The organism is Bacillus sp. MYb56 (genome assembly GCF_002976445.1).
Classification (GTDB): domain Bacteria; phylum Bacillota; class Bacilli; order Bacillales; family Bacillaceae_G; genus Bacillus_A; species Bacillus_A mycoides.
On sequence record NZ_PCOH01000015.1, the window covers coordinates 88,741 to 114,265 of the forward strand.

Annotated in this window: 15 protein-coding genes, 2 pseudogenes and 3 riboswitches; of the genes and pseudogenes, 13 read left to right on the top strand and 4 right to left on the bottom strand. The window is 35.6% G+C overall.

Annotation, left to right across the window (positions count from 1 at the left end):
• Positions 1 to 23: 23 nt before the first annotated feature.
• Positions 24 to 1,358, bottom strand: a pseudogene (locus CQ058_RS18340) (FAD-binding oxidoreductase).
• 375 nt (positions 1,359 to 1,733) lie between these two features.
• On the opposite strand from CQ058_RS18340, the gene CQ058_RS18345 reads away from it, so the two are divergent.
• The 4 genes from CQ058_RS18345 to CQ058_RS18360 all read left to right on the top strand — a co-directional run bounded on the left by CQ058_RS18345 (position 1,734) and on the right by CQ058_RS18360 (position 9,200).
• Positions 1,734 to 3,398: a glycoside hydrolase family 13 protein gene (locus CQ058_RS18345; RefSeq protein WP_002167020.1), complete on the top strand. Its 1,665-nt coding sequence runs from the start codon at positions 1,734 to 1,736 to the stop codon at positions 3,396 to 3,398.
• 201 nt (positions 3,399 to 3,599) lie between these two features.
• Positions 3,600 to 5,237: a PTS transporter subunit IIBC gene (locus tag CQ058_RS18350; RefSeq protein WP_002016687.1), complete on the top strand. Its 1,638-nt coding sequence runs from the start codon at positions 3,600 to 3,602 to the stop codon at positions 5,235 to 5,237.
• A 4-nt stretch (positions 5,238 to 5,241) separates the two neighbouring features.
• Positions 5,242 to 6,033, top strand: a complete 792-nt coding sequence (locus CQ058_RS18355; RefSeq protein ID WP_002191808.1) for an endonuclease/exonuclease/phosphatase family protein — start codon at positions 5,242 to 5,244, stop codon at positions 6,031 to 6,033.
• A gap of 305 nt (positions 6,034 to 6,338) precedes the next feature.
• Positions 6,339 to 9,200 carry a YhgE/Pip domain-containing protein gene (locus CQ058_RS18360; RefSeq protein ID WP_105589922.1) on the top strand — a complete coding sequence of 954 codons (2,862 nt, stop codon included), beginning with the start codon at positions 6,339 to 6,341 and terminating at the stop codon, positions 9,198 to 9,200.
• 41 nt (positions 9,201 to 9,241) lie between these two features.
• Here CQ058_RS18360 and topB read toward each other — a convergent pair whose 3' ends face one another.
• A complete protein-coding gene (topB, locus tag CQ058_RS18365; protein WP_002124971.1) occupies positions 9,242 to 11,431 on the bottom strand; it encodes a DNA topoisomerase III in 2,190 nt (729 codons plus the stop codon).
• A gap of 228 nt (positions 11,432 to 11,659) precedes the next feature.
• Positions 11,660 to 11,769: riboswitch (TPP riboswitch) on the top strand.
• A 72-nt stretch (positions 11,770 to 11,841) separates the two neighbouring features.
• On the opposite strand from topB, the gene thiM reads away from it, so the two are divergent.
• Both thiM and thiE read left to right on the top strand, forming a co-directional pair.
• Positions 11,842 to 12,648 (top strand): hydroxyethylthiazole kinase, encoded by an 807-nt coding sequence (thiM, locus tag CQ058_RS18370; RefSeq protein WP_002191810.1) that lies wholly within the window; start codon positions 11,842 to 11,844, stop codon positions 12,646 to 12,648.
• Between the two features lie 16 nt (positions 12,649 to 12,664).
• Complete coding sequence (gene thiE / locus CQ058_RS18375) at positions 12,665 to 13,324, top strand: thiamine phosphate synthase (protein WP_002191811.1); 660 nt, start codon at positions 12,665 to 12,667, stop codon at positions 13,322 to 13,324.
• 345 nt (positions 13,325 to 13,669) lie between these two features.
• Here thiE and CQ058_RS18380 read toward each other — a convergent pair whose 3' ends face one another.
• Positions 13,670 to 14,983 (bottom strand): anaerobic C4-dicarboxylate transporter family protein, encoded by a 1,314-nt coding sequence (locus CQ058_RS18380; protein ID WP_002029556.1) that lies wholly within the window; start codon positions 14,981 to 14,983, stop codon positions 13,670 to 13,672.
• A gap of 282 nt (positions 14,984 to 15,265) precedes the next feature.
• A riboswitch (cyclic di-GMP riboswitch) is annotated at positions 15,266 to 15,350 on the top strand.
• A 142-nt stretch (positions 15,351 to 15,492) separates the two neighbouring features.
• On the opposite strand from CQ058_RS18380, the gene CQ058_RS18385 reads away from it, so the two are divergent.
• From CQ058_RS18385 to CQ058_RS18410, 6 genes are all read left to right on the top strand, one after another.
• Entirely contained in the window at positions 15,493 to 17,232 is a 1,740-nt protein-coding gene (locus CQ058_RS18385; protein WP_002191812.1) for a methyl-accepting chemotaxis protein, read from the top strand.
• A gap of 61 nt (positions 17,233 to 17,293) precedes the next feature.
• Positions 17,294 to 17,395, top strand: a riboswitch (TPP riboswitch).
• A gap of 101 nt (positions 17,396 to 17,496) precedes the next feature.
• Positions 17,497 to 17,817 carry an MTH1187 family thiamine-binding protein gene (locus CQ058_RS18390; RefSeq protein WP_000082898.1) on the top strand — a complete coding sequence of 107 codons (321 nt, stop codon included), beginning with the start codon at positions 17,497 to 17,499 and terminating at the stop codon, positions 17,815 to 17,817.
• The gene (locus CQ058_RS18395; RefSeq protein ID WP_002091231.1) at positions 17,789 to 18,562 is read left to right on the top strand and encodes an ABC transporter permease; all 774 of its coding nucleotides are present in this window, start codon (positions 17,789 to 17,791) and stop codon (positions 18,560 to 18,562) included. Before CQ058_RS18390 ends, CQ058_RS18395 begins: the two co-directional genes overlap by 29 nt.
• On the top strand, positions 18,559 to 19,557 hold the full coding sequence (locus CQ058_RS18400; RefSeq protein ID WP_002193395.1) for an ABC transporter substrate-binding protein: 999 nt from the start codon (positions 18,559 to 18,561) through the stop codon (positions 19,555 to 19,557). Before CQ058_RS18395 ends, CQ058_RS18400 begins: the two co-directional genes overlap by 4 nt.
• Positions 19,554 to 20,303 carry an ABC transporter ATP-binding protein gene (locus CQ058_RS18405; protein ID WP_002124980.1) on the top strand — a complete coding sequence of 250 codons (750 nt, stop codon included), beginning with the start codon at positions 19,554 to 19,556 and terminating at the stop codon, positions 20,301 to 20,303. The genes CQ058_RS18400 and CQ058_RS18405 overlap by 4 nt, the downstream gene beginning before the upstream one ends.
• A 445-nt stretch (positions 20,304 to 20,748) precedes the next feature.
• Positions 20,749 to 22,281 carry an ABC-F family ATP-binding cassette domain-containing protein gene (locus tag CQ058_RS18410; protein WP_002191816.1) on the top strand — a complete coding sequence of 511 codons (1,533 nt, stop codon included), beginning with the start codon at positions 20,749 to 20,751 and terminating at the stop codon, positions 22,279 to 22,281.
• A gap of 472 nt (positions 22,282 to 22,753) precedes the next feature.
• On the opposite strand, the gene CQ058_RS18415 is transcribed toward CQ058_RS18410, so the two are convergent.
• The gene (locus tag CQ058_RS18415) at positions 22,754 to 24,778 is read right to left on the bottom strand and encodes a glycosyl hydrolase family 18 protein (protein ID WP_002191817.1); all 2,025 of its coding nucleotides are present in this window, start codon (positions 24,776 to 24,778) and stop codon (positions 22,754 to 22,756) included.
• 372 nt (positions 24,779 to 25,150) lie between these two features.
• Between CQ058_RS18415 and CQ058_RS18420 the strand changes: the two are divergent.
• Positions 25,151 to 25,521: pseudogene (locus CQ058_RS18420) on the top strand (DnaJ family domain-containing protein).
• Positions 25,522 to 25,525: the final 4 nt, after the last annotated feature.

Genomic DNA, 25,525 nt, shown 5'->3' on the forward strand with positions numbered 1-25,525 from the left:
GAACAGAATTCTGTTCTTCCTTTTTACGTATGGACAGGAGGAATGCTTTGTTGAAAACGAAAAACATTACAAGGGTCATATGCTGTCTTCACTTTACGCAACCTTTGAAAATTAGAGCCATAATAACTAGTTTGCCAATTTTTTATGTCGATATCGGGCCAATTGACATAGTCTCCTAGTGTGTAAGGATCTAAGCTTTCCCGTAAATCTTTAACCCAGCGTATATTTCGATTTTCTTCATCGTTGCATTTCCAAGAAGTAATATATTCTTGAGCAATAATTGCCTTGCGGTGGAAATAAGCTGTTTCATTAGGCGAAATGTTTTCTACAGCACCTACGAGTGATTGGTGCCAAATACTCGCATCTTTATTTGGTGCATGAGAAAGAAAATATTGTAAGATTTGAATACCTTTAAGAGGGATAGGTTTATATACGTAGGAACCAGAGCGTTTGAATTTTTCAGGAATATTGCCGCTATTAAAGAATTGAACAGCCTTTATATAAGGGACTTCATCTATAAAGAGAGAAGGATTACCAGTTTCAAGAAGAGGAGATAATAGATGATAGAGTTCAGAAGGAGAGCCGACAAATTCACCTTTCACCTCGATTTTATTTCGTTGTTTAGAGAATAATTCAATTGATGAAGTGAGACGTTCATCTATATAAGGTGCCCAGTTTTGCCAAGCTTGAAATGCAGCAATAAAGTCTTTCCATTCCCATGTAAGTGAGAAAATTGATACGTTTTTAATAGGGTGGACTCGAAAGGTTAAGGAAGTAATAATCCCGAAATTTCCACCGCCACCGCCACGGCATGCCCAAAATAGGTTAGGGTTTTCTTGTTCATTTGCACGAATGATTTTTGCACCAAATTTCCCTCACGCTTGTACCTTTTCGACTTCTACTAATTGATCACATGTTAGTCCAAATAAGCGTGAAAGCATGCCAATGCCACCGCCGAGTGTTAACCCCACAATTCCGACACTTGCACTTGTGCCAGCTGGTATTGTAACACCATATTTCCAAAGTTCTTTATACACAGTGCCAAGATTTGCACCCGCTTCAATTGTTGCTGTTAATTTTCCTGTACTAACCGTAATTTGCTTCATTTCACTCACATCAATAATAAGCCCGCCATTTAAAAGAGAGAAATTTTCGTAGCTATGCCGTCCACTTCTTAAGCGAAATGGTATATGACGCTCACGTGCCCATTTTAAGGCGTTACACACATCATTTTTATTTTGACAAAAAACAATAATACAAGGAAATTTTGGAATGCTTAAATTTAAATTTATTCGGGCTATGTCATACCCAGGATCCGAGGGAACGACGATACGACCAGTTAATTTTGTTTGTTTCAATTTATATCTCCTTTCTGGAATAATATGAGCTTGTATTAGTATATGAAGAGTGTATTTAACACGCATGGACGAGAAGAAGAGAAGGGTTAGATTTATCCCGTTATTTGCGAGCAGTAAGACAATCCGGCTGAAACAAAGAAGATAGGGCTGCTCGTAAAAGCTCGATTGGTAAGGGCTAATAATCAGCGGGGAATGGACATCGCCTTAACGATTAAAGTTTCACTTTATCTTTGTGAGAAATAAATAAGGCATAAGAATAAGGAAACTACATAGAGTTCAATGAAAACAGTTGCAAACTATTCATATTTTGTTATGATAGTGTTACGAAAACGTTTGCATAAAAAATCCGATGGGATGCAAAAGGAGAGAATTATTATGAATAAGACATGGTGGAAAGAAGCTGTCGCTTATCAAATTTATCCACGTAGCTTTATGGATTCAAATGGTGATGGTATTGGAGATTTACAGGGGATTATTGCAAAGCTGGATTATTTAAAAGATTTAGGTATAGATGTAATTTGGATTTGTCCAATGTATAAATCACCTAATGACGATAATGGTTATGATATTAGTGACTATCAAGATATTATGGATGAATTTGGTACGATGGAAGATTTTGATATGCTACTAGATGAAGTTCATAAGCGTGACATGAAGCTTATTATTGATTTAGTTATTAATCATACAAGTGATGAACATCCATGGTTTATTGAATCAAGTTCTTCTAAAGACAATCCGAAGCGTGATTGGTATATTTGGCAGGATGGTAAAGACGGCGCGGAACCAAACAATTGGGAAAGTATCTTTAATGGTTCTGCATGGGAATATGATGAAGTGACAGAGCAATATTATTTACATTTATTCTCGCGTAAACAACCAGATTTGAACTGGGAGAATAAAGAAGTTCGTGAAGTTTTATATGATACTGTTAATTGGTGGCTTGATAAAGGTATTGATGGTTTCCGCGTCGATGCGATTAGTCATATAAAAAAAGAAGATGGCCTCAAGGATATGCCAAACCCAAAAGGGTTAAAGTATGTGCCTTCTTTTGACAAACATATGAATGTAAATGGTATTCAGCCATTACTAGAAGAATTAAAAGAAAACACATTTGCTAAATACGATATTATGACTGTTGGAGAAGCAAATGGTGTGAAAGTTGAAGATGCTGATCTTTGGGTTGGAGAAGAGAATGGTAAATTCAATATGGTATTCCAATTTGAGCATTTAAGCTTATGGGATGCAGAAAAGAAGAAAGATCTTGACGTTGTTGAGTTGAAAAAAGTATTAACAAAGTGGCAAAAAGGTTTAGAAAATAAGGGATGGAATGCTTTATATATTGAAAATCATGATAAGCCACGTATTGTGTCTACTTGGGGAAATGATAAAGAATATTGGCGTGAAAGTGCAACGGCTTTAGGAGCGATGTATTTCTTTATGCACGGCACACCGTTTATTTATCAAGGACAAGAAATTGGTATGACAAATGTTCAGTTCCCAAATATTGAAGATTACGATGATGTAGCAATTAAAAATTTATATCGTGAGAAAATTGCAGAGGGCGTATCACATCAAGATATGATGGAAATTATATGGGCTTCTTGCCGCGATAATTCACGTACACCTATGCAGTGGAACGATGAAATGAATGCTGGCTTCACAACAAGTACACCTTGGTTTAGCATGAATCCAAATTACAAAGAAATTAATGTTGAAAAGCAAAAAAATGAAGAAAAGTCTATTTTCAATTTCTATAAGAAAATGATTGCCTTGAAAAAAGAGCACGATGTACTGAACTACGGTACGTACGATTTACTATTAGAAGACGATCCACAAATTTATGCATATACACGTACGCTACAGGATGAAAAAGTCATTGTAATTAGTAATATCTCAAAAGAGGAATCTGTGTATAATGAGAGTTTATTCGCATTAGAACGCAAACGTTTGCTTTTAAATAACTATGAAGTTGCGGAACATGAACAAATAACTACAATCACGTTGAAACCTTATGAAACAAGGGTTTATCGCATTTTATAATGAAAAAGGATGCTCCTTGAGCATCTTTTTTTATGAAAAAAAATAAATTTCTATTGCAATGTGAAAACGCTTTTATTAAAATAGATTTATGAAAACGGTTGCGTAAAGGGAAAAAGAAACATAAGGAATCGTTTTCATAAGAGAAACAGAAATTATAATTTAAATCATTATGTTGTTATAAATAAAGGGGAGGAAAAACAGATGAAAATTACGTCTTTTGATTTTTGGCAAAAGTTCGGGAAAGCGTTACTAGTTGTTGTAGCTGTAATGCCAGCAGCTGGTTTAATGATTTCCATCGGTAAGTTAATTGGGATGTCTGCTGGGGATGTTAACGCAGTTCATACCATTGCTCGAGTAATGGAAGACATCGGTTGGGCAATTATTACAAATCTACACATCTTATTCGCAGTAGCAATTGGGGGATCTTGGGCGAAGGATCGAGCAGGTGGTGCATTTGCAGCACTATTAGCATTCGTCTTAACAAACAGAATTACAGGAGCTATATTTGGCGTAAACGCTCAAATGTTAACGGATTCAAAAGCGACAGTTTCTTCATTTTTAGCAGGAGATTTACTTGTAAAAGATTACTTTACTTCTGTACTTGGTGCACCAGCATTAAACATGGGAGTTTTCGTAGGGATTATCACAGGTTTCTTAGGAGCTACTTTATATAACAAATACTACAATTATAATAAACTGCCACAGGCATTAGCATTCTTTAATGGAAAACGATTCGTACCATTCGTTGTAATTGTTTGGTCTACAGTCACTGCGATTGTATTATCACTTGTATGGCCATTTATCCAAAGTGGATTAAATGAATTTGGTCGCTGGATTGCAGCATCTAAAGATAGTGCACCAGTTATTGCACCGTTTGTATATGGAACGTTAGAACGTTTATTATTACCATTTGGATTACATCATATGTTAACAATTCCGATGAACTACACAGAGCTAGGCGGAACATATACGATGTTAACTGGCTCAAAGGTTGGACAAATTGTAGCGGGACAAGATCCGTTATGGCTTGCATGGATTACAGATTTAAATAACTTATTAGCAAATGGAGATACGAAAGCATATAACGATTTATTAAATAACGTTGTACCAGCTCGTTTCAAAGCTGGACAAGTTATAGGCTCAACGGCAGCGTTAATGGGGATTGCGTTTGCGATGTTCCGTAATGTTGATAAAGAAAAACGTGCAAAATATAAACCAATGTTCTTATCAGCTGCATTAGCAGTATTCTTAACAGGTGTAACAGAACCAATTGAATTCATGTTCATGTTTATTGCACCAGTATTATATGTTGTGTATGCGATTACAACAGGACTTGCATTCGCATTAGCGGATTTAATTAATTTACGTGTTCATGCATTTGGATTTATTGAGTTAATTACACGTACACCAATGATGATCAATGCAGGTTTAACGAGAGATTTAATCAACTTTGTCATTGTTTCATTAGTGTTCTTCGGCCTTAACTTTACGTTATTCAACTTCTTAATTAAAAAATTCAATTTACCAACGCCAGGGCGTGCAGGAAACTATATTGATAATGAAGATGAGTCAACAGAAGGAACAGGAAATGTACAAGATGGTTCATTAGCAACAAAAGTTATTGATTTATTGGGCGGAAAAGATAATATTGCTGACGTAGATGCTTGTATGACACGTTTACGTGTAACAGTAAAAGATTTAGATGCCGTTGCACCAGAAGCAAAATGGAAACAAAATGGTGCTTTAGGACTTATTGTAAAAGATAAAGGTGTACAAGCAGTATATGGCCCGAAAGCTGACGTATTAAAGTCAGATATTCAAGATATGTTAGGTGCGTAATAATATGAAATTGCTAACTTTAAATTGTCACTCTTGGCAAGAAGAGAATCAAATTGAAAAAATAAAGTATCTTGCTAAAGCAATTCAAGAAGAAGATTATGATGTGATCGCATTGCAAGAAGTAAGTCAGTCTATACAAGCTGAAAATGTATGCGGTAACAAGAAAAAAGATAATTTTGGACTTTTACTGCTAGAAGAGTTAAGAGCATTAAATGTAAAAGAATACAATATTATTTGGGATTTCTCTCATATTGGATATGATGTGTACGAAGAAGGATTAGCAATTATAACAAAGCACAACATTGTAAAGGAAGATACGTTCTTTGTCTCAGAAAATAAGGATACAATGTATTGGAAAACACGCAAAATTGTAAGTGCAACAATTGCTTATAATAATAAGAATATAACGTTTTATTCTTGCCATCTCGGTTGGTGGAATGATGAAGAAGAATCATTCAAAGACCAAGTTGATCGTTTAATGGAGCGTGTAAATAGCAATGAACTTTCCTTCTTAATGGGTGATTTTAATAACAATGCTCGTTTGGAAGGAGAGGGTTATGAGTATATGATGCAAAAAGGTTTATATGACACATATGAACTAGCGATAGAGAAGGATGAAGGAACAACTGTCCAAGGAGAGATTGCTGGTTGGGATGAAAATAAACAAAACTTACGAATCGACCTAATATTAAGCAATCAAAGTAAAACAGTTAATTCTTCAAAAGTCATTTTTAATGGAACAAATCGAAATGTAATTTCTGACCATTTCGGTGTAGAAGTACAATTAGATATATAATAGAAGAAATCCTCACAGATAATGAAAAGCTGTGAGGATTTTTTGATAAATACAAGTATTCCCAAGAGAAAATACTTGTATTTTTTATGACATTTCCTATATATTTGTTATTATTGAATGTAAAACTAATTTGGTCATTTTGTATGCATACTTTTTTTACTTCGTTATATAATGAAGTAAGTGAAATATTTAATGGGAAAAATAGTATGTTTTCGTTTAATCCACGATGTAGAAAGTGATATAATTACAAAATGTATGTATCATTTTCTAAAGAAGGAAAAATATATAATTAGGTGATAACTTTTATGAAACAAATTTGGCGTATTTATAAGACAGATTTACGGAATGTAGCCAAACATTGGGCTGCAATTGTTATTGTTTTAGGGTTAATGATTTTACCATCGTTATATGCATGGTTTAACATTAAAGCTTCTTGGGATCCTTACGGAAATACGAAAGGAATCCAAATTGCAGTTTCTAACCAAGATGTTGGATCAAATTTAAGAGGGAAAGATATTAACATCGGGGAAGAAATTGTAGATTCACTTAAGAAGGACAAAAATTTCGGGTGGAAGTTTGTTGATGAAAAGCAAGCAATTTATGGAGTAGAGCGTGGAGATTATTCCGCAAGTATTACTATTCCAAAAGATTTTTCTGAAAAGATTGCAACGGTCTTGAATGAAAATCCACAGAAACCAGAACTTGATTACTATGTAAATGAAAAAGTAAATGCGATTGCACCGAAAATTACAGCTAAAGGTGCATCGGGTCTTACAGAAGAGGTCAGTAAAAACTTTGTTAAAACAGCAAACGGTGAGATTTTTAAAATCTTCAATGACCTTGGAATCGATTTAGAAACAAACTTACCAAGCATCGAAAAAGTAAAAGATCTTGTATTTAAATTAGAAGCGCAGTTCCCAGAAATGAATACACTTATGGATAAGGCGTTAGATGATGCGACTCGAGCGGAAGATATCGTGAAAGTAGCACAAAAAGATCTACCTGTTGTAGAGAGTGTAATAAATGATGGGCAGGAAGCATTGGCAAACTTAGATAAGTTCTTTGCGAATCAAGATCAAACATTGAAAAATGCTCCAGGGACGATAAGAAATGATTTAGTAGTAGTCCAAGGTGTTATGGATAGTGCAGCTGCATTTACTGACTTTTTAATGAATCCGGGTGTAGATTTAAATATCCCTGATTTGTCTGGAAGGAATGGATTACCTGAATTCCCGGCGAGACCGGATCTTTCTAAGTTGAACAATGATGGTTACAAAAGTATAGCGCAAAATATTAATCAAACAGTAAATAATGTTTTAAGTTCATCCCGTGCAGGAACGGCTTATGGGAAAAGTGTTGTAAATGGATTGCAAAATGGAAAATTTGATCCGGAACAAGCAAAGAAAGATTTAAATGCGGTATCAGATCAATTGCAATCGCGTACAGAGGGTATTTCGTATCTTATTAATGTATTTACCGAACTTCAGAAATCAGTAACGACTGATTTTGGTAAAAGCTTTTTCCAAGGACGAGTGGATCGCCTGACGAAGCTTAAAGGCGGTATGGAAAATGCAAATAACGGTATTAAAGATATTGTAAATGCTATTGGTACAGGACAAGAAGTAAAGAAAGATGTAACAGATGTAGCTAATCAAAAATTAGATGCAGCAAATGCGTTAATTGATCAAGCTGAAAAAGATTATAATGAAACATTTGTAGCAGATTATAAAAAAGCAGTTAGCACAGTAGATCAAGCTAAAGCTGATGCAAATGAATTATATGATAATGCGAAAGCAGATTACGATAAAGCGAAAAATGGTTTTGAAAGTACTAAATCTAGTTTCCAAAAAGCACTAGAGGATGTACAAAATAGAGGCGTTAACGGTTTAGAAGGTTCGAAGGAAGCCTTAAAAAGTTTGAATGGTCAATTCCAATCTGGAATCGGTTTAATTGATGATATGATTCCAGTTCTAGAAAGCACAAATAAGGTTTTAGCTGATGTAAATAGTGATAAAAACCTTAATAATGGAATTGCAAAATTAAATAAAGCGAAAAGCAGTTTGCAAAAAGGTGTAGAGGCAACGAATAAGGGGATTACACTTCTTAACAATGGCCAGAAACCTACAAAAGATGTAATTGAAAGTATTAACAATGCAGCTAAAGGTGGAGCTGCTCAATTAGCAGATGTATTGTCCACGTATGATTCAGAAATTGTTCCGAACTTTAATACAGCAATTGCTCGTACAAAAGAGATGTCGAAAAATACAACTCAAATTTTAAATGATGCAGACAAAAAGCTTCCAGATGTTAAAAAATTACTAGAAGATTCATCCAAAGGCTTAGTAGACGGTAGAAAGAAATTAGCAGACATTAAAGCTGAAATGCCGGTGACTGAGAAAAAGATTAAAGAATTAGCAGATAAAATTCGTGATTTTGAATCTGAAGAGGATATAAAAGACATCATACGCTTATTAAAGAATGATGTTGAAAAGCAAAGTGACTACTTTGCAAATCCAGTAAATTTAAAAGAGAATAAATTATTTGCAATGCCGAACTACGGTTCAGCAATGTCACCATTCTATACAGTGCTTGCATTATGGGTAGGCGCATTATTAATGGTTTCATTATTAACGGTAGAAGTACACGAAGAGGGCGCGAATTATAAGAGCCATGAAGTTTACTTCGGACGTTTATTAACATTCTTAACGATAGGTCTTTCACAAGCGTTTATCGTATCAATGGGAGATATATTCTTACTCGGTACGTACGTAGTCGATAAGTTCTGGTTTGTGTTATTTAGTTTATTTATTGGGGGAGTCTTTGTTTGTATCGTATACTCACTCGTTTCTATTTTCGGAAACGTTGGGAAATCGATGGCGATTATTTTACTTGTACTACAAGTAGCAGGATCGGGTGGTACGTTCCCAATTCAAATGACACCACCATTCTTCCAAGCGATTTATCCGTTCTTACCATTCACATATGCTATTAGTGCAATTCGTGAAACAGTAGGTGGAATGCTTTGGGATATAGTAACTAGAGATTTACTTGTGTTAAGTGCTTTCGTAGTAATCATGGTTGTGGCTGCATTATTACTGAAAACACCAATTAACAAATCAAGTGAAAAGTTTGTTGAGAACGCAAAAGGAAGTAAAATTATTCATTAAAAATAAAAGGTTCCTACCGATAGTGGTAGGAACCTTTTTGTTTAATCAAATTTTAATTTCTTTAATGCTTCTGCGAATGGATTGTTTAATGGTTCTTCTTCTTTGTTCTGCTGTTTCATATATTTTTGAACGTCGCGTTTATCAGCTTTGCTGCCGGATTCTTTTTTACGTCTCTCTTGGAATGTAGAAAGTTTCTCACGATAGCCACATTTACATGCGAAAATTTGGCCTGCTCCTTCACCACGAAGTTCTAGTTTCTTTTTACACTGAGGACAGCGTGCATTTGTAGTGCGGGATACATTTTTACGGTGACCACATTCACGATCTTGGCATACAAGCATTTTACCTTTTTTACCGTTTACTTCTAACATTGGTTTACCACAGTCTGGACAAGACTTCGTTGAAATGTTGTCGTGTTTATATTTCTTATCACTCGATTTAATTTCAGCAACAATTTCTTTCGTATAGTTCTTCATTTCTGAAATGAATACTTCTTTCTTTAATTTTCCTTTAGCGATAGCTTCTAACTTTTGCTCCCATTCACCAGTTAGTGTAGGAGATTTCAGTTCTTCTGGCACTAAATCAAGTAACTGACGGCCTTTTGAAGTAATGTGAATATCTTTACCACGTTTTTCAAGCAAGAACGAATTGAATAACTTGTCGATAATATCAGCTCGTGTAGCTACAGTACCTAATCCACCAGTTGACTTTAACGTGTCAGCAAGTTGTTTGTTTTGCGTATCCATGTATTTTGTTGGGTTTTCCATCGCTGAAAGTAATGTTGCTTCATTAAAACGTGCAGGTGCTTTCGTTTGACCTGATGTTTGGACAATTAGTTTTATGTTTAATGTATCGCCTTTTTCGATGCGAGGTAAGATTTGTTCTTTTACATCATCGCTTGCATCATCATCTTCAAATCGATTTTCATAAACCTCTTTCCAACCAGCATGTAAAATCGTTTTTCCGCGTGCGATGAACGTTTCGTCACCAATTTTCGTGCGCAATGTTAGTTGTTCATATTCAAAGGCCGGGAATAAAACAGCTAAGAAACGTTTTACAACTAAGTCATAAATTTTACGTTCTTTATCTGTGAAAGCTGAGAAGTTTACATAGCTCTCTGTTGGAATAATTGCGTGATGATCACTTACTTTACTATCATCAACAAATGATTTATTAGATTTTACAGGTTTCTGCAATACTTTATGTGCTAAAGGACGGTATTCTCCAACTCCGCAAGCCTTCAGACGCTCTGGAAGTGTTCCGACAATATCAGATGAAATATAGCGTGAATCTGTACGAGGGTACGTTAAAACTTTATGCTGTTCATATAATTTTTGCATAATGTTTAATGTTTCTTTCGCAGAGTAACCAAATATTTTATTCGCATCACGTTGTAGCTCAGTTAAATCGTAAAGACCAGGAGCGAACGATTTCTTTTGTTTTTTATCAATGTCTACAACAGTAGCATTTTGTTTACTAATTTTGTTCACGATTGCATCAGTTTTTTCTTTATTAAAGCTACGGCTATTTCCTTTTGTATCTTGCCAAGTTAGCTTTAATCTCTCAGCTGTTTGAGCTTCGATACCATAGTAAGTTTGAGCTTTGAAATGTTTGATTTCATCTTCACGGCTTGCAATCATGGCTACAGTAGGTGTTTGCACACGACCACAATTTAGTTGGGCATTAAAGCGAGTAGTTAATGCTCGAGTCGCATTAAGTCCGATATACCAGTCAGCCTCTGAACGTGCGACAGCTGAAGCGTATAGATTGTCATATGCTTTTCCTGGTTTTAAATTTGCGAAGCCATCTTTAATTGCTTTATCGGTAACAGATGAAATCCATAGACGTTTAATCGGTTTCTGCATTTTAACTTTATCGATAATCCAGCGTGCGACCAACTCGCCCTCACGACCGGCGTCAGTAGCTATAATGATTTCATTTACATCTTTTCTAAGAAGCTGACTTTTTACAGCGTTAAACTGTTTCCCTGTTTGTTTAATAACGGTTAGTTTTAAACGCTCCGGTAGCATTGGTAAATCTTCTAAATTCCACTGTTTATATTTCACATCATAGCTTTCTGGATCAGCTAATGTAACGAGATGACCTAAAGCCCAAGTAACAATATATTTACTACCTTCAAGATAGCCGTTCCCTTTTTTATCACATTTCAGTACACGTGCGATATCACGTGCAACAGAAGGTTTTTCAGCAATTACAATACTTTTTGCCATATTTAAAAACATCCTTTCAAATTTCCATACGTTAAATATAGCATACATCTTTGTTCTATTCAGTCTTGCTGACGGTTTGAGTTATTTGTGGTGAAATATACGTGTGAGAGTTTTACTTATATAAAGGCGAAGAATGGTTGAACCAGGAGAGTTCTGATCTCTATCATTCTATAAAAGTAAAGAACTTGTTATTTTACTAGAATAAGAGTAGACTTTGAAGTAGATGAATAATAAACACATGGGAGTTTGTGGATGCAAACTGAGAGTATGACTAGTCCGTCATTGACCATTTGAACCTGTTGGATAATGCCAGCGTAGGGAGAGTGTAAAAGCACATGTTCAGGCACTTTGCGTACGCGCAAAGTGCCTTTTTGTGTATCTCCCATTACTATAGTTAGGAGATGAAAAGGATGAATATGAAAGAAATTAGTAAAGTAGTGGATTTGGTGAGAGAGTCTAATCCACTCGTGCATAATATTACAAATGTTGTTGTAACAAATTTTACAGCAAACGGTTTGTTAGCATTAGGAGCATCACCTGTAATGGCGTATGCAAAAGAAGAAGTAGCAGAAATGGCTAGCATTGCGGGAGCCCTTGTTTTAAATATGGGTACACTTCGTCCTGAAGAGGTAGAAGCGATGTTACTTGCTGGTAAATCAGCAAATAAGAATGATGTACCAGTATTGTTTGATCCAGTTGGGGCAGGAGCAACTTCTTATCGAACAGAAGTTGCGAGATATATTCCGGCTGAAATCGATTTAGCTGTTATTCGCGGAAATGCAGCTGAAATAGCTAACGTTATTAATGAGAAATGGGAAATTAAAGGTGTAGACGCTGGTACTGGCAACGGTAATGTTGTAAATATTGCAAAACAGGCAGCAGATGAATTAAATACAGTTGCGGCAATTACTGGACAAGAAGATGTTGTTACAGATGGAGAGCGAACTATTCTTATTCGAAATGGACATCCTATTTTAACGAAAGTTACTGGAACAGGTTGTTTACTAACTTCTGTAATAGGAGCATTTGTAGCGGTAGAAAAGGATTATGTAAAGGCAGCAGTAGCTGCATTAACATTCTATGGAGTAGCAGCAGAAATAGCGGCTTCGAAAACAGTAGAGAATGGACCAGGAAGCTTTCAAATTGAATTTTTAAATCAGTTAGCGAATACAACTTCAGATGATATTGAGAAGTATGGAAAGATTGAGCTTATATAGTAAGGAGGGGAACTAGATGCCGCGTATTACAAAGGCTGAAATGTCTAGGTTATTACCAGTATATTTTATTATGGGAAGTAACAATTGTACGAAGGAGCCACTACAAGTATTGAGAGATGCACTAGAAGGTGGTATAACAATTTTTCAACTTCGTGAAAAGGGAGAAGGGGCTTTAACGGGAGAGAAACGTATTGATTTTGCGAAAGAACTACAAGCACTTTGCAAGGAGTACGGTGTACCATTCATCGTAAATGATGATGTGGAACTAGCCCTCGAGTTAGATGCAGATGGCGTGCATGTTGGACAAGATGATGAAGGAATTACTTCTGTTCGTGAAAAAATGGGAGATAAAATTATTGGAGTATCTACACATACAATTGAAGAAGCACGCTGGGCGATTGAAAATGGAGCCGATTATTTAGGAGTTGGTCCAATTTTCCCGACGAGTACGAAAAAAGATACAAAAGCGGTTCAAGGAACGGAAGGTCTAAAGTATTTTAGGGAACAAGAGATTACAATACCGATCGTTGGGATTGGTGGGATTACAATTGAAAATACAGCTTCTGTTATAGAAGCGGGTGCGGATGGTGTTTCAGTTATTTCAGCGATTAGCTTAGCGGAATCTGCGTATGAAGGTACGAAGAAATTAGTTGAGGAAGTAAATAAGAGTTTGTAGAGTCGCAAAATGAGTTGTTTCGTTTATCCTGCTATTTGTGGGAGTCTTACGCCGGTAAAAGCCCGATTGGTGCGGGCTAATAATCAGTGGGGGATGAACAAAACCCACTGATTAAAGTTTCAATTTATTTAAACAAACGTTTGATTAAAAAAGCACAAACTCTTTAAAATTGTAGGTTTGTGCTTTTATCCCGCTATTCGCCGGGCAGTAAAACTCCCACCTCAAAATTCGGCTTTAGCAAAGAGGTTAGGTGGGAGTCGGGCTGCCCGTAAAAGCCCGATTGGTGCGGGCTAATAATCAGTGGGGGAAGAACAAAACCCCCCACTGATTAAAGTTTCACTTTATTTAAAACATAATTGAAATTAAGAGCATTCCAATTCCGATAGAAGTGAATGTTGCGATTAGGCCAGGAATCATAAAGCTATGATTTAAAACATATTTACCAATTCCTGTTGTACCAGTACGGTCAAAGTTAATTGCAGCAACGATTGTCCCGTAGTTTGGAATGAAGAAATATCCATTTACTGCAGGGAACATCGCAATAAGTAATGCCGGCGGAATACCAAGTGATAGTCCGAGTGGCACTAAAGCACGAACTGTTGCTGCTTGGCTATACAGTAAAATAGATAGAATGAATAGTGCAATAGCAAATAGCCATGGTGCACTTGTCACTAAGTGTTGAATTGATCCTTGAATTATATTTAAGTTTCCGTTGAAGAAAGTATCTCCCATCCAAGCGATACCAAAAATAGCAACAACTGCTGTTGCGCCTGCTTTAAAGACGTTACCAGTTACAATGCTTTCCACATTTGGTTTACAGAAAATAATAATAAGAGCAGCAATGGTTAACATGACCATTTCAATTGTGTTTGGCATGGAAAGACGAGCTAACTTCCCGTCAACCATCCATCCCGGACGAAGGGCTTCAAATGAACCAAGAAGTACGACAAGGAAAGTTCCTACTAGGAAAAGGATAACTGATAATTTAGCGCCTTTTACACCCGCAAATTCTTTTTTCTCTTCAAGTTTAGGGATCATTCCCTCTTTTAATCGCTTCAAGTATTCAGGGTCTTCATTTAATTCTTTTCCCATTTTACTAGCAACGAATGCAGCTACCATACAAGCAATAAAAGTAGAAGGGATACTGACTTTTAAAATATCTAACAAGGTGATTTTATAGTCGGCTAACATTGCTAAAAGTGCAACTGTTGCAGCCGATATTGGACTAGCTGTAATTGCCTGCTGGGAAGCGATAACGGCAATTGACATTGGTCGTTCAGGTCTAATTCCTGATTCGCGAGATACTTCGGCGATAACGGGAAGTACAGAATAAGCGACATGACCAGTTCCCGCGCATAGCGTGAATAAATAAGTAACAATAGGAGCAAAAAATGTAATACGCTTTGGATTTTTTCGTAATGCTTTCTCAGCAAGGTAGACAAGGTAATCCATTCCTCCAGCAGCTTGCAAAGCACCGGCAGCTGTAATTACTGCTAAAATCATAAGCATTACATCAATAGGAGGAGCTGTAGGTTGTAAGTGGAAGACGAAAACAAGTATTGCCATACCAACGCCACCCATTACTCCTAGACCAACTCCGCCTAAGCGTGCACCAATAAAAATGCAGAGTAGTAACGTAAGAAATTGTAGCCAAAACATGATAAACTACCTCCGAAATTCGTAAGTTAAGATATATTCGAATAATTTAATTTGAAAGAAAATTAAATTAATATCCGGAATAATCCTTGTGTTGTATACGTTTTTTATTATATAACACAAGAAATGTAACATTCACGAACTTTGTTAAATTATTTCGAAAAAATAATACATTAAAACTTTATATTTAAATCTCTAAATAAGTGGACATTTTAATTTTTATGTTGTAATCTTTGAAAGAGAATATTTAAATTCTCATAGAACTCCCATATCGTTCAACTCGTTCAGCGAGAAAGGCAAACTGATGGAAACATGAGGGCGCAAAACTACAGGGGCTAAGGTCAAATGACTATGCTAGCCAGTTACCGGACGGATAGGGTTGGTTTTGACCAATGCTTTTTCATTGGTCTTTTTTTTATTTGTAAACAAATGAGAATTGTTATCATTTATTGATGAGGTTTATATTTTAATAGTTTTATTTTATACTAAGTTAATTTAGAAAGGTGATGTTAATGGAAAAGTATTGGCACAAGCTATCATTTCTTCAAAAAAATGTATTGTTAACTGTATTAGTTATTTTGACGCTTGTTGGTAGTATGGGGGCGTTAAGTTTTAACATGTTTCAAAATAGTATGATGTCTATATTTGAAAGGCATTCTTTTGAAACAGGAGATACGGTATTACATAAATTAGACGCAGAAATAGTGAGAGATGTTGCAAAAGATCCAACGGCAGAAAGAGAAAAGAGAGAGAAGTTAACAGAGAAATTAGATGAATCAACGGAAGAATTGAACAGTGTTGGACAAACGTATATTGTTGGAGCAAAAGAAAATGAAAAAGGTGAGTTACAAATCGTCGACTTGTCTACAGACTTAGCAAATGTTGTTGAAGTAAAGCCGGGGGACTATTATAAACAACCAGATCTTTGGATGAAAGCATATGATAAGGTAATGAGCACGAAAAAAGCAAACATGACAGTAGTATATGAAGACGCATTAGGATCATGGGTAACGATATTAGAGCCAATTAAAGATGGAGAAGATAATATTGTGGCAATTGTTGCAGCCGATGTAGATGCCTCTATTGTTCCTATTACAAAGGGAAAATTCATTATACAAGGTTTAATGTTTATTTGTATTTCTGTTTTAATTGCAACTGTTATTCAATTCTTAATCGTACGTAACGCACTTGCTCCATTGCGGGATTTACGTGAAGGGTTGCGCAAAGTCGGTGAAGGTGATTTAAGTATTAAATTAGAGGAAAGACCAGATGATATTGGTATTATTAATGCGTATTTTAATAATACCATCGAGAAGTTTAAAGGAATTATAGATAAAGTGAAGCAGACAGCAGAACAGGTTTCCTCATCTTCAAAAGAATTGTCAGTGAGTACGAAAGAGAATAGCATGGCAGTTCAAGAAATCGTAAGTTCTATGGTTGAGTTAAGAGCTGGCGCCCAGTCACAAGAAACTTCAGTACCACAGTATTTAGGTATTGTATATGAAATGGAAGATAAGATGGAAGAGATAACGAATGCTGCAAAACAAATGGCGAAAGAGTCTGAAGGTATAGAGCATCATTCAGGAAAAGAAAATGGTGTTATTAAACAGGCGATTAATCAAATGAACATAATACAAAATGCAGTACAAGATTTATCTTCTATTATTTATTCTTTGGAAGCAAGATCAAAAGAAATTAGTGATATTGTAACTGAAATTACAGGTATTTCAAATCAAACTAATTCGCTAGCTTTACATGCTACTATTGAAGCTTCACGTGCTGAGGAAACTGGAGAGGGATTTGCCGTTGTTGCTGATGAAGTGCGTAAATTAGCAGAGCAGACGGAAGCATCAGCAAAAGATATAGCAAAATTAATTGGGGAAACACAAGCTGGAACGGAAGAAGCTGTTGTTTCAATGCAAAAAGCTTCAAAAGAAGTAGAATCAGGAATTAAACTTGTTGAAAGTAGTGGTGCTTTCTTTGAAAAAATTTCGAAATCAGCACAAACTGTTACCAATCAAGTTAGAGCTGTTTCTAGCAATTCAAGTGATATATTGCAAAATAGCCAAAATATTGTTCGTGTTGTAAATGAACTATCACTTATCGCAAATAAGTATGCGAATAGTAGTAGTAATGTTCAAGAAAGTATGAAAGAACAGGAAATGTCTGTACAAGATATTGCTGAATTAGCTAGTTCTTTAAGTTGGCTTTCACAGGAGTTACAAGAGTTAATTGGGGAATTCAAAAGTTAAATGAAGTGATTATGCATGCTTTTGTTTGTTCAATAAAATAAATCATGCTACAATGAAAACGAATTAAGAACCGGGGAGCCAATTGGCTGAGAGGATGTAAGTATACATCGACCCTCAACCTGATCTGGATAATGCCAGCGTAGGGAGTTACTTTAAAGTGATGTAGCATAAGTTATTATAGAATAACTTGTATACAAGGCTTTCCTACATGGTAGGAAAGCCTTTTCTTTTTTTGAAACCATATTTTGTAAGGGGGATTTTATTATGTCACAACAAGTTACAATTTCATTTTCAGTAGTACCACAAGCGAAGAACAAAGATGTGTATTCCGTTGTTGATAAAGCAATTGAAGTTGTACAACAGTCGGGAGTTCGTTATGAAGTAGGGGCAATGGAAACAACGTTGGAAGGAGAATTAGATGTACTTCTTGACGTCATTAAACGCGCGCAACAAGCTTGCGTCGATGCTGGAGCAGAAGAAGTAATCACTTCTATTAAAATTCACTATCGTCCAAGTACAGGCGTAACGATTGACGAAAAAGTTTGGAAGTACCGTGATGAATATGCAAAACCAGAAGCGATCTAAAATAATCACAACAATTTGGCTTATCCTTCTCATTGCTATATGGGAAGGATCTGTTTCATTATTTAAAATTGAGCCGTGGATTTTACCGAAGCCGTCTGCAATTGTGCAAGAGTTAATTGGAATGAAAGATTTACTATTACCGAATACAGTGCAAACGTTACAGGAAGTAATAATTGGGTTGTTTTTTGCAATTTTACTTGGGACGAGTATTGCTATCATTATGGATGTCATCCCTTTATTTCGGATTTTAATGAATCCATTGCTCGTTATTTCGCAAACAATTCCAATCGTTGTGCTCGCACCATTATTTATTATTTGGTTTGGATACGGAATGTTGCCAAAAGTAATGGTTGTTATTCTTGTTTGTTTCTTCCCAATTGCGCTTAGCATTTTAGAAGGTTTCCAAACGGTAGATAAAAATATGCTGAAACTGTTACAAACAATGAAGGCAACGAAATGGCAAGTTTACCAGAAAGTAAAGTTTCCAGCAGTACTCCCATACTTCTTCTCAGGTTTAAAAATTGCTGTTACATATAGTGTGATGGGGGCGATTATTGGGGAATGGCTTGGTGCCAGCGAAGGATTAGGAGTTATGCTTACAAGAGCAACAAAATCCTTTTTAACGGCTCGAGTATTTGGTGTTGCAGCGATTATCGTCATGGTGACATTATGTCTGTACTTTATTGTTGAATTTATGGCAAGAATAACAGCACCATGGATATACAGAAAGGGCGGCAGAAAATGAAAAAAGGTTTAAAAATTATGTTAGCTGCATTATTAGCAGTAACTGTTGCTGGATGTAATCCGGCGAAGAAAGAAGAAAGTTCAAGTAAAGATAAAAAAGTAAAATTCGTTTTAGATTGGTTTCCAAATACGAATCATACTGGCTTATATGTAGCGCAAACGAAAGATTATTACAAAAAGCAAGGGCTTGATGTAGAAATTATCCAGCCTGGTGATAATGTAACGGCAGAGCAGATGATTGCTTCTGGGAAAGCAGACTTTGCGATAAGCGCACAAGAAAATGTAACATTAGCTCGTGTTGAAGGAATCCCAGTTGTTTCTGTTGGTGCAATTATTCAGCATAATACCTCTGCTTTTGCATCTCTAAAAAAAGATAATATGACGTCACCGAAAGATTTTGAAGGTAAACGTTATGGCGGCTGGGGGGGACCAGCAGAAGAAGCGACGTTAAAGACGATTATGGAGAAACATCAAGCTGATTTTAATAAAGTTGAAAAAATTATTCTTGGACAAACAGATTTCTTTAAATCAATCGGTCGTGATGCAGACTTTGAATGGATTTATTATGGATGGGATGGAATTGAAGCGAAGCGTCAAGGAAAAGAGTTAAATACAATTATGGTAAAAGACTTAGATCCAGCGCTTGATTTCTATAGTCCTGTTATTATTACAAGTGAAAAACATACGAAGCAAGATAAAGATTTTGTGAAAAAATTTATGACGGCAACGACAGAAGGTTATGATTTTGCAATTAAAGAACCGAAAGAAGCTGCGGATATTTTAATTAAAGCTGTTCCAGATGTGAATAAAGAATTAGTACAAGAAAGCCAAAAGTGGTTAAGTACAAAGTATCAAGATGATGCAAAAGCGTGGGGAGTACAGAAGGAAGAGATTTGGACGAATTACATGAATTTCTTATATGACAACAAAGTTATTAAAAAGAAAATCGATGTAAAAGATGCCTTTACAAATGAATTCCTTCCAAGTGAAAAATGAGTGGATTACAAATAAAAGATATTGTAAAAGCTTTCGATGGAAAGAATGTATTAGCAAATATTAGTGCGTCTATACAAGAGGGAGAGTTTGTCTCTTTTGTAGGTCCGAGTGGTTGTGGAAAAAGTACATTATTAAATATGATTGCAAGTGTTGAAGAGCCAACGAGCGGAGAAGTGTTTTATAACGAGGAGTATGTAAAAAAACAAGATGTTGTTAGTTATATGCCGCAACAAGATTTATTACTACCGTGGCGATCGGCTTTGCAAAATATCGTTCTTCCATTGGAAATCGAAGGGAAGCCTAAAAGACAAAGGCTGACAGAAGGAATGGAAGCATTAAAGCAATTTGAGCTAGATGAATACGCAGATCATTATCCAGATGAGTTATCAGGTGGAATGCGTCAAAGAATTAGTTTTCTTCGTACGTATTTATGTGAAAAGCCAATTATGCTGCTGGATGAGCCTTTTGGAAAATTAGATGCATTTACAAAAATGGAAGTACACAGTTGGCTTTTAAATTCTTGGCATCAAGAAAAGCAAACAATTGTTATGGTTACACATGACTTAGATGAGGCAATTTTACTTTCTGATCGCGTATTTATTTTATCTCAAAGACCAGCATCAATAGTTGGCGAGGTCCAAGTAGAATTACCTAGGCCGCGAACGATGGATATGTTAACATCTCTTGAGTTAAAGAAGGATAAGGAAGAAATTTTAAGAGTATTGGCTCCTTACATGAAAAAATAGAAAAAAGTCTTTTAACAGTTTTTTGTATAATTGCTGTTAAGAGGCTTTTTTCTATTGAAGGAGAAAGATGAAATCTATAGGGGAAATAGTGGGTTCATTAACATCGGATAAATTGGAAGAAGGAACAAAAGAAAAAGTAGAGAATAGAATATAACAGAGTGATTTATACTCTTAATATAACAAACGTTAAAGGAGTGAAAGGATAAAATGACTTTATCAACTGTTCTTCAAATGGTTTTAGCTTGATACGGGAGAAGTCTGCCCATTTTTAAAGATGAAGCTAAATTGAAGACAGCAGGTAAAGAACCTTAATCCTTTCTTACGATAATATGTAATGGGTAAGGTGTATTCACCTTACCCATTTTTATATGTATAACTAAATAAGGCTTTATACTGTTGTTCTCTCTATTTAGCTTATGGATCATAAGAAAAGGAGAGAGAAAAGATGAGTATATTAACAGTAGAAAATGTAAGTCATTCATATGGTGAGAAAACCATTTTATATAATACGTGCTTTCGATTATTAAAGGGCGAACATGTTGGGCTAGTAGGGAAAAATGGAATTGGAAAATCAACATTATTACGCTTGTTAACGGGAGAACTTATACATGATGATGGGAAAATTGAATGGTTTCCACATGTGAAGATTGGCTTTTTGCAACAGCATATAGATTTACAAGAAGGCATAACAATTGAAGAATACTTGCAAAGTGCGTTTTCTAACCTGTATGAGTTGGAACGTGACATGTTAAAACTTACAGAAGAGATGGCTGGAGCAGGAGAAGTAGCGAAATTGTTAGTAAGGTATGGAGAGTTACAAACTATATTGGAGAATTCTAATTTTTATCAAATTCATACAGAAATTGAGGAAGTAGCAACAGGCTTAGGCTTGTTTGAAATAGGATTGGAAAAGGATGTTTCAAAGTTAAGTGGTGGTCAGCGGACAAAGTTGTTACTTGGGAAACTCCTTTTAGAAAAAGCGGATGTTTTATTATTAGATGAGCCAACTAACTATTTAGATACAGCACATATAGAATGGTTGCAATCATATTTACAAATGTATGAAAAAGCTTATATTATCATTTCGCATGATGAAATATTTTTGAACAATATTACGAATGTTATTTATCATCTAGAAGAACGAAAGGTTAAGCGCTATGTAGGAGATTATGAAACCTTTTTGCAAAGTTATCAATTACAAAGGAAACAATTACAAGCGGCGTATGCGAAACAACAAAAAGAAATTGTACATTTAGAGGGTTTTATTCAAAAAAATAAAATTCGTAAAGCGAAACAGGCAAAAAGTCGAGAAAAAGTATTAGAGAAAATGCAAAGGGTTGAAAAGGTTAATCATGTAACTCGATCCCGTTTTGATTTCAATGTTTATGAGGAGCCAGGGAGTCGTATATTGCAAGCTGAGAAACTAAGGATAGGTTATAGTGATCCGTTATTTCCAGAGTTGAATTTACAAGTGAAAAAAGGAGAAAAAATAGCGATTGTTGGTCATAATGGAATTGGAAAAACGACAATGTTAAAAACGTTATTAGGACAAATAAAGCCGATAAGTGGTTCAATTTCTGTTGGTGAGCGAGTAAATCCTGCCTATTTTGCACAGGAAGAGTTTGCTTCAGAAACAACACCATTAGAGAAAGTTTGGGCAGAACGACCAGATATGACAAGGAAAGAAGTACGCCAAGCATTAGCAAAGTGTGGCTTGAAAGAAGAGCACGTATTAAAACCTATTCGTTTATTAAGCGGCGGAGAACAAACGAAAGTGCGTTTATGTGAACTTATCGTAACGAAAAGCAATGTTTTAATTTTAGATGAACCGACTAATCATTTGGATACAGAGACTAAGACGGCTTTACAGGAATCGTTAAAACAATATAAAGGTACGGTTTTAATTGTTTCACATGAGCCATCTTTCTATGAAGCATGGATAACGAAAATATGGAATATTGAAGAATGGAACGTTTAAAAATAATCACAAAGAAAAGGCATTAGCTTTTATGAGCTAATGCCTTTTCTTTGTGATTAACATGATTTTCGAGAACTCCCAAATGAGAATTGTATGAAAAAGAACTCTTATGGTGCGCTTATAAGCGCACCATAAGAGTTCTTTTTCTTTGGTTATATTTATAATAATACTAGATGCCTTTCCCTAATAGGCTACTATCTTTTTTATATATATAGATAGTTTGAAACGGAATGGAAATGATTCCTATATGTAAAGGATAATGTGATTAGTATGGGAAGACAATAGAACTTAAAGGAAAGTCATGTAAAATTCAGATGAACTTCACGCGAACTTCATATTAGAAACTAAATATAATTATAATAGGTTATTGTAATATGAAGTGTGATTTTTCATAAAATTAAAAGTTTGAATTTAGGATAGAGCACTCAAACCTAAATTCAAACTTTAGTGAAATAATTAATGGAGGTTACGTTTAGTTTTCGTTAATGGATGCATTTACAAGTTCGGCGGGATTGCCTGTTCCTGCCCCTCCGATTGTAACTGATCCACCAGGAGGAATTTCACCATTCCATCCTGCATTCGTAATTACGTAATGATTATTTATTTTACTACTAATTTTAGAATCCCAAACTTGTGTTAAATTGCCGTTATAATCAAATTCTAATTTCCAGTTTTTAATAGGGGTCGTTCCGCTATTTTTAATTATAATTGAGAAGTTGTAACCACTTCCCCAATTTGAAGTGACTGAAAAGGTAGCATTGCCATTTCCACCAGGAGGTGTTGTGTTAGCATCATCTGTTTTTATAAGAATAGAAGTAGGTTGTGATTTGTTACCAGCAGCATCTTTTGCTAATATTGAAAACGTATATTCTGTATTAGGTTTTAAGTTTTTAATTGTAATACTATTTGTTGTTGTACTCCATTTTTCTTCTCCGGCAGTAATTTCATATTCAGTAACGCCTACGTTATCAGTAGATGCAGTCCAGTTTAATTGAACTGAGTTTGAATTTTTATTTGTAACAGCAATATTTTTTACGTTTGTTGGTGGTTCAGTATCTTTTTGAGTAATAGGTCCACCAAGTAATTCTTTTACTAGCGTATCAAGTAATTTTGGTCCACTGCAACTATATTTTGGACTTGTACGGCAATCCCCGCTTAGTTCCCAAAACATTGCGCCACTTAAACCCTTTGTCTTTATATAGTCTGTTTTATATTTCATAGATTCGTTGTCATCATAGCTAATAAAGGTTCCTGTAGTCGCATTATATAAATAAGGTACTTTCGCTACATCGTTCCATCCGCGAACAAAACCATTTTTATTCACATAATTAGCTGCTAAATCACCATAATCGTACACACCTGTGTCACCGGTAGAATAATCATCCCAAGTACCTTTAGAAGCGAGCTTTCCGTCACTACCTGGTTTACAAGGTTGGTATTGCCCATTATTTTCTTTTCCGCAACTTTTCCATCCACGTCCGTAAAAAGGTACACCTAATACGAGTTTATCCGCTGGAACCCCTTCATTTTTATAAATGTCTATCGCACCATCTACGTAAAATTTCGTATCCGCTGCGGGGTCATTTGGATCTTTGTATAGTGCAGCATTATGGTTAGAAGTAGCTTCCCATCCACCGTGGAAATCGTATGTCATAATATTAATCCAATCCAGTATTTGAGAAATCTTCTTTAGCTCTGTATGATCCGCATAACGCTGGCTTGCACCTGACGCGATTGTTAGTAAATATTGTTTACCATCTTCTGCACCAGCTTTCGTTAATGCATTTCGAACATCTTGAAGGAGAAGGGTGAAGTTTTGTTTATCTTCAGGACGATAACTACCACCAGGAATCGTTTCAACACCCGGGTATTCCCAGTCTAAATCAACGCCGTCAAATCCATATTCGCGAAGAAAAGCTACTGTAGATTCAGCGAATACTTTTCTTGTTTTTTCATCAGCGGCCATATCAGAAAAGCGGTTAGACCAAGTCCAGCCACCAACTGAAATAATTGTTTTTAAGTGAGGATACTTAGCTTTTAATCGTTTCAGTTCTCCGAAATTTCCACAGCGGGCATATTTATCACAATCTTCCCAAGTTGTACCCGATCCCGGATAAGATTTTGTGACATCAGCCCATGGTTCACCGAGTACGAGAGTGCCATTAGGGACCTCTTTATTTTGCAGTGGTACACCAGATTCTTTACAGTTCCACGTTTGTTTATTTGGATTATCGGGGTGAGTAGAAGGGTTTCCATGTTTTCCATTCCAGCAAATATCAGCGAAAGCATAGTTTAAATGAGTTAGCTTTGATGCATCAATGTCTGCAACTTGATAATTACGTCCGTAAACGCCCCATGAAGGAAAATACCCAACAATTTTTTGACCTTGCTTTGGTGAATCTGCTAATGCGAAATTTGGAGTAATAAAGTTTGTGAGAAAAAGAGGTAAGAAAAGTAGTAGGGATAGTAATAGCAGCGTGAATTTTTTTGATCTCATAGTCATTTCTCCTTTCAAAATAAAAGATATATTTAAAGGCATGCGCCAATAAACCAAAGTGAATCTAGACGTATGAAACGTCTAGATAAAAATGATCAGACATCACGAAGTCTATACAAGGGAGCTGGGGATGATTAAATCGTAGCAAATGTAAGATTTGGTGTAAACGCTTTATTTGATTCGCAAAGACTTTCTCAATATTAAATGGCTCTAATACAGACTACACATGAAAATAAAATATTGATTAGGGAGGAAAAGGCTCCTTGTAATTAAATTTGAGAAAAAATTGTATAAAGTCAATTTGTAATAGCGTAGCAAGATGAGAAAATATCATGTAAAATAATAGTAAAAATATGTAAAAGAGCGAATGGTGTGGATGTCTTTTTGAACATTGCTGAAGAAAAAATTCGACAAGCAATACGGAATGGTGATCTCGATCATATTCCGGGGAAAGGAAACCACTACAATTAGAAGACCTTTCAATGGTACCTCCAGAACTTAGAATGAGTTATAAAATCTTGAAAAATGCAGGTATGATTCCACCAGAAATGGAACTACAAAAAGATATATTAAAAATAGAAGACTTAATTGCGTGCTGTTATGATGAAGTAGAGAGAAAAGAATTACAAGAAGAGTTAACAGCAAAAACGCTGCGTTTTCAGCAGGTAATGGAAAAGAGAAAGATTAAAGATAGTTCAGCTTTTCGTATGTATCAGGGTAAAGTATTTCGTAAATTACGCTAAGAGG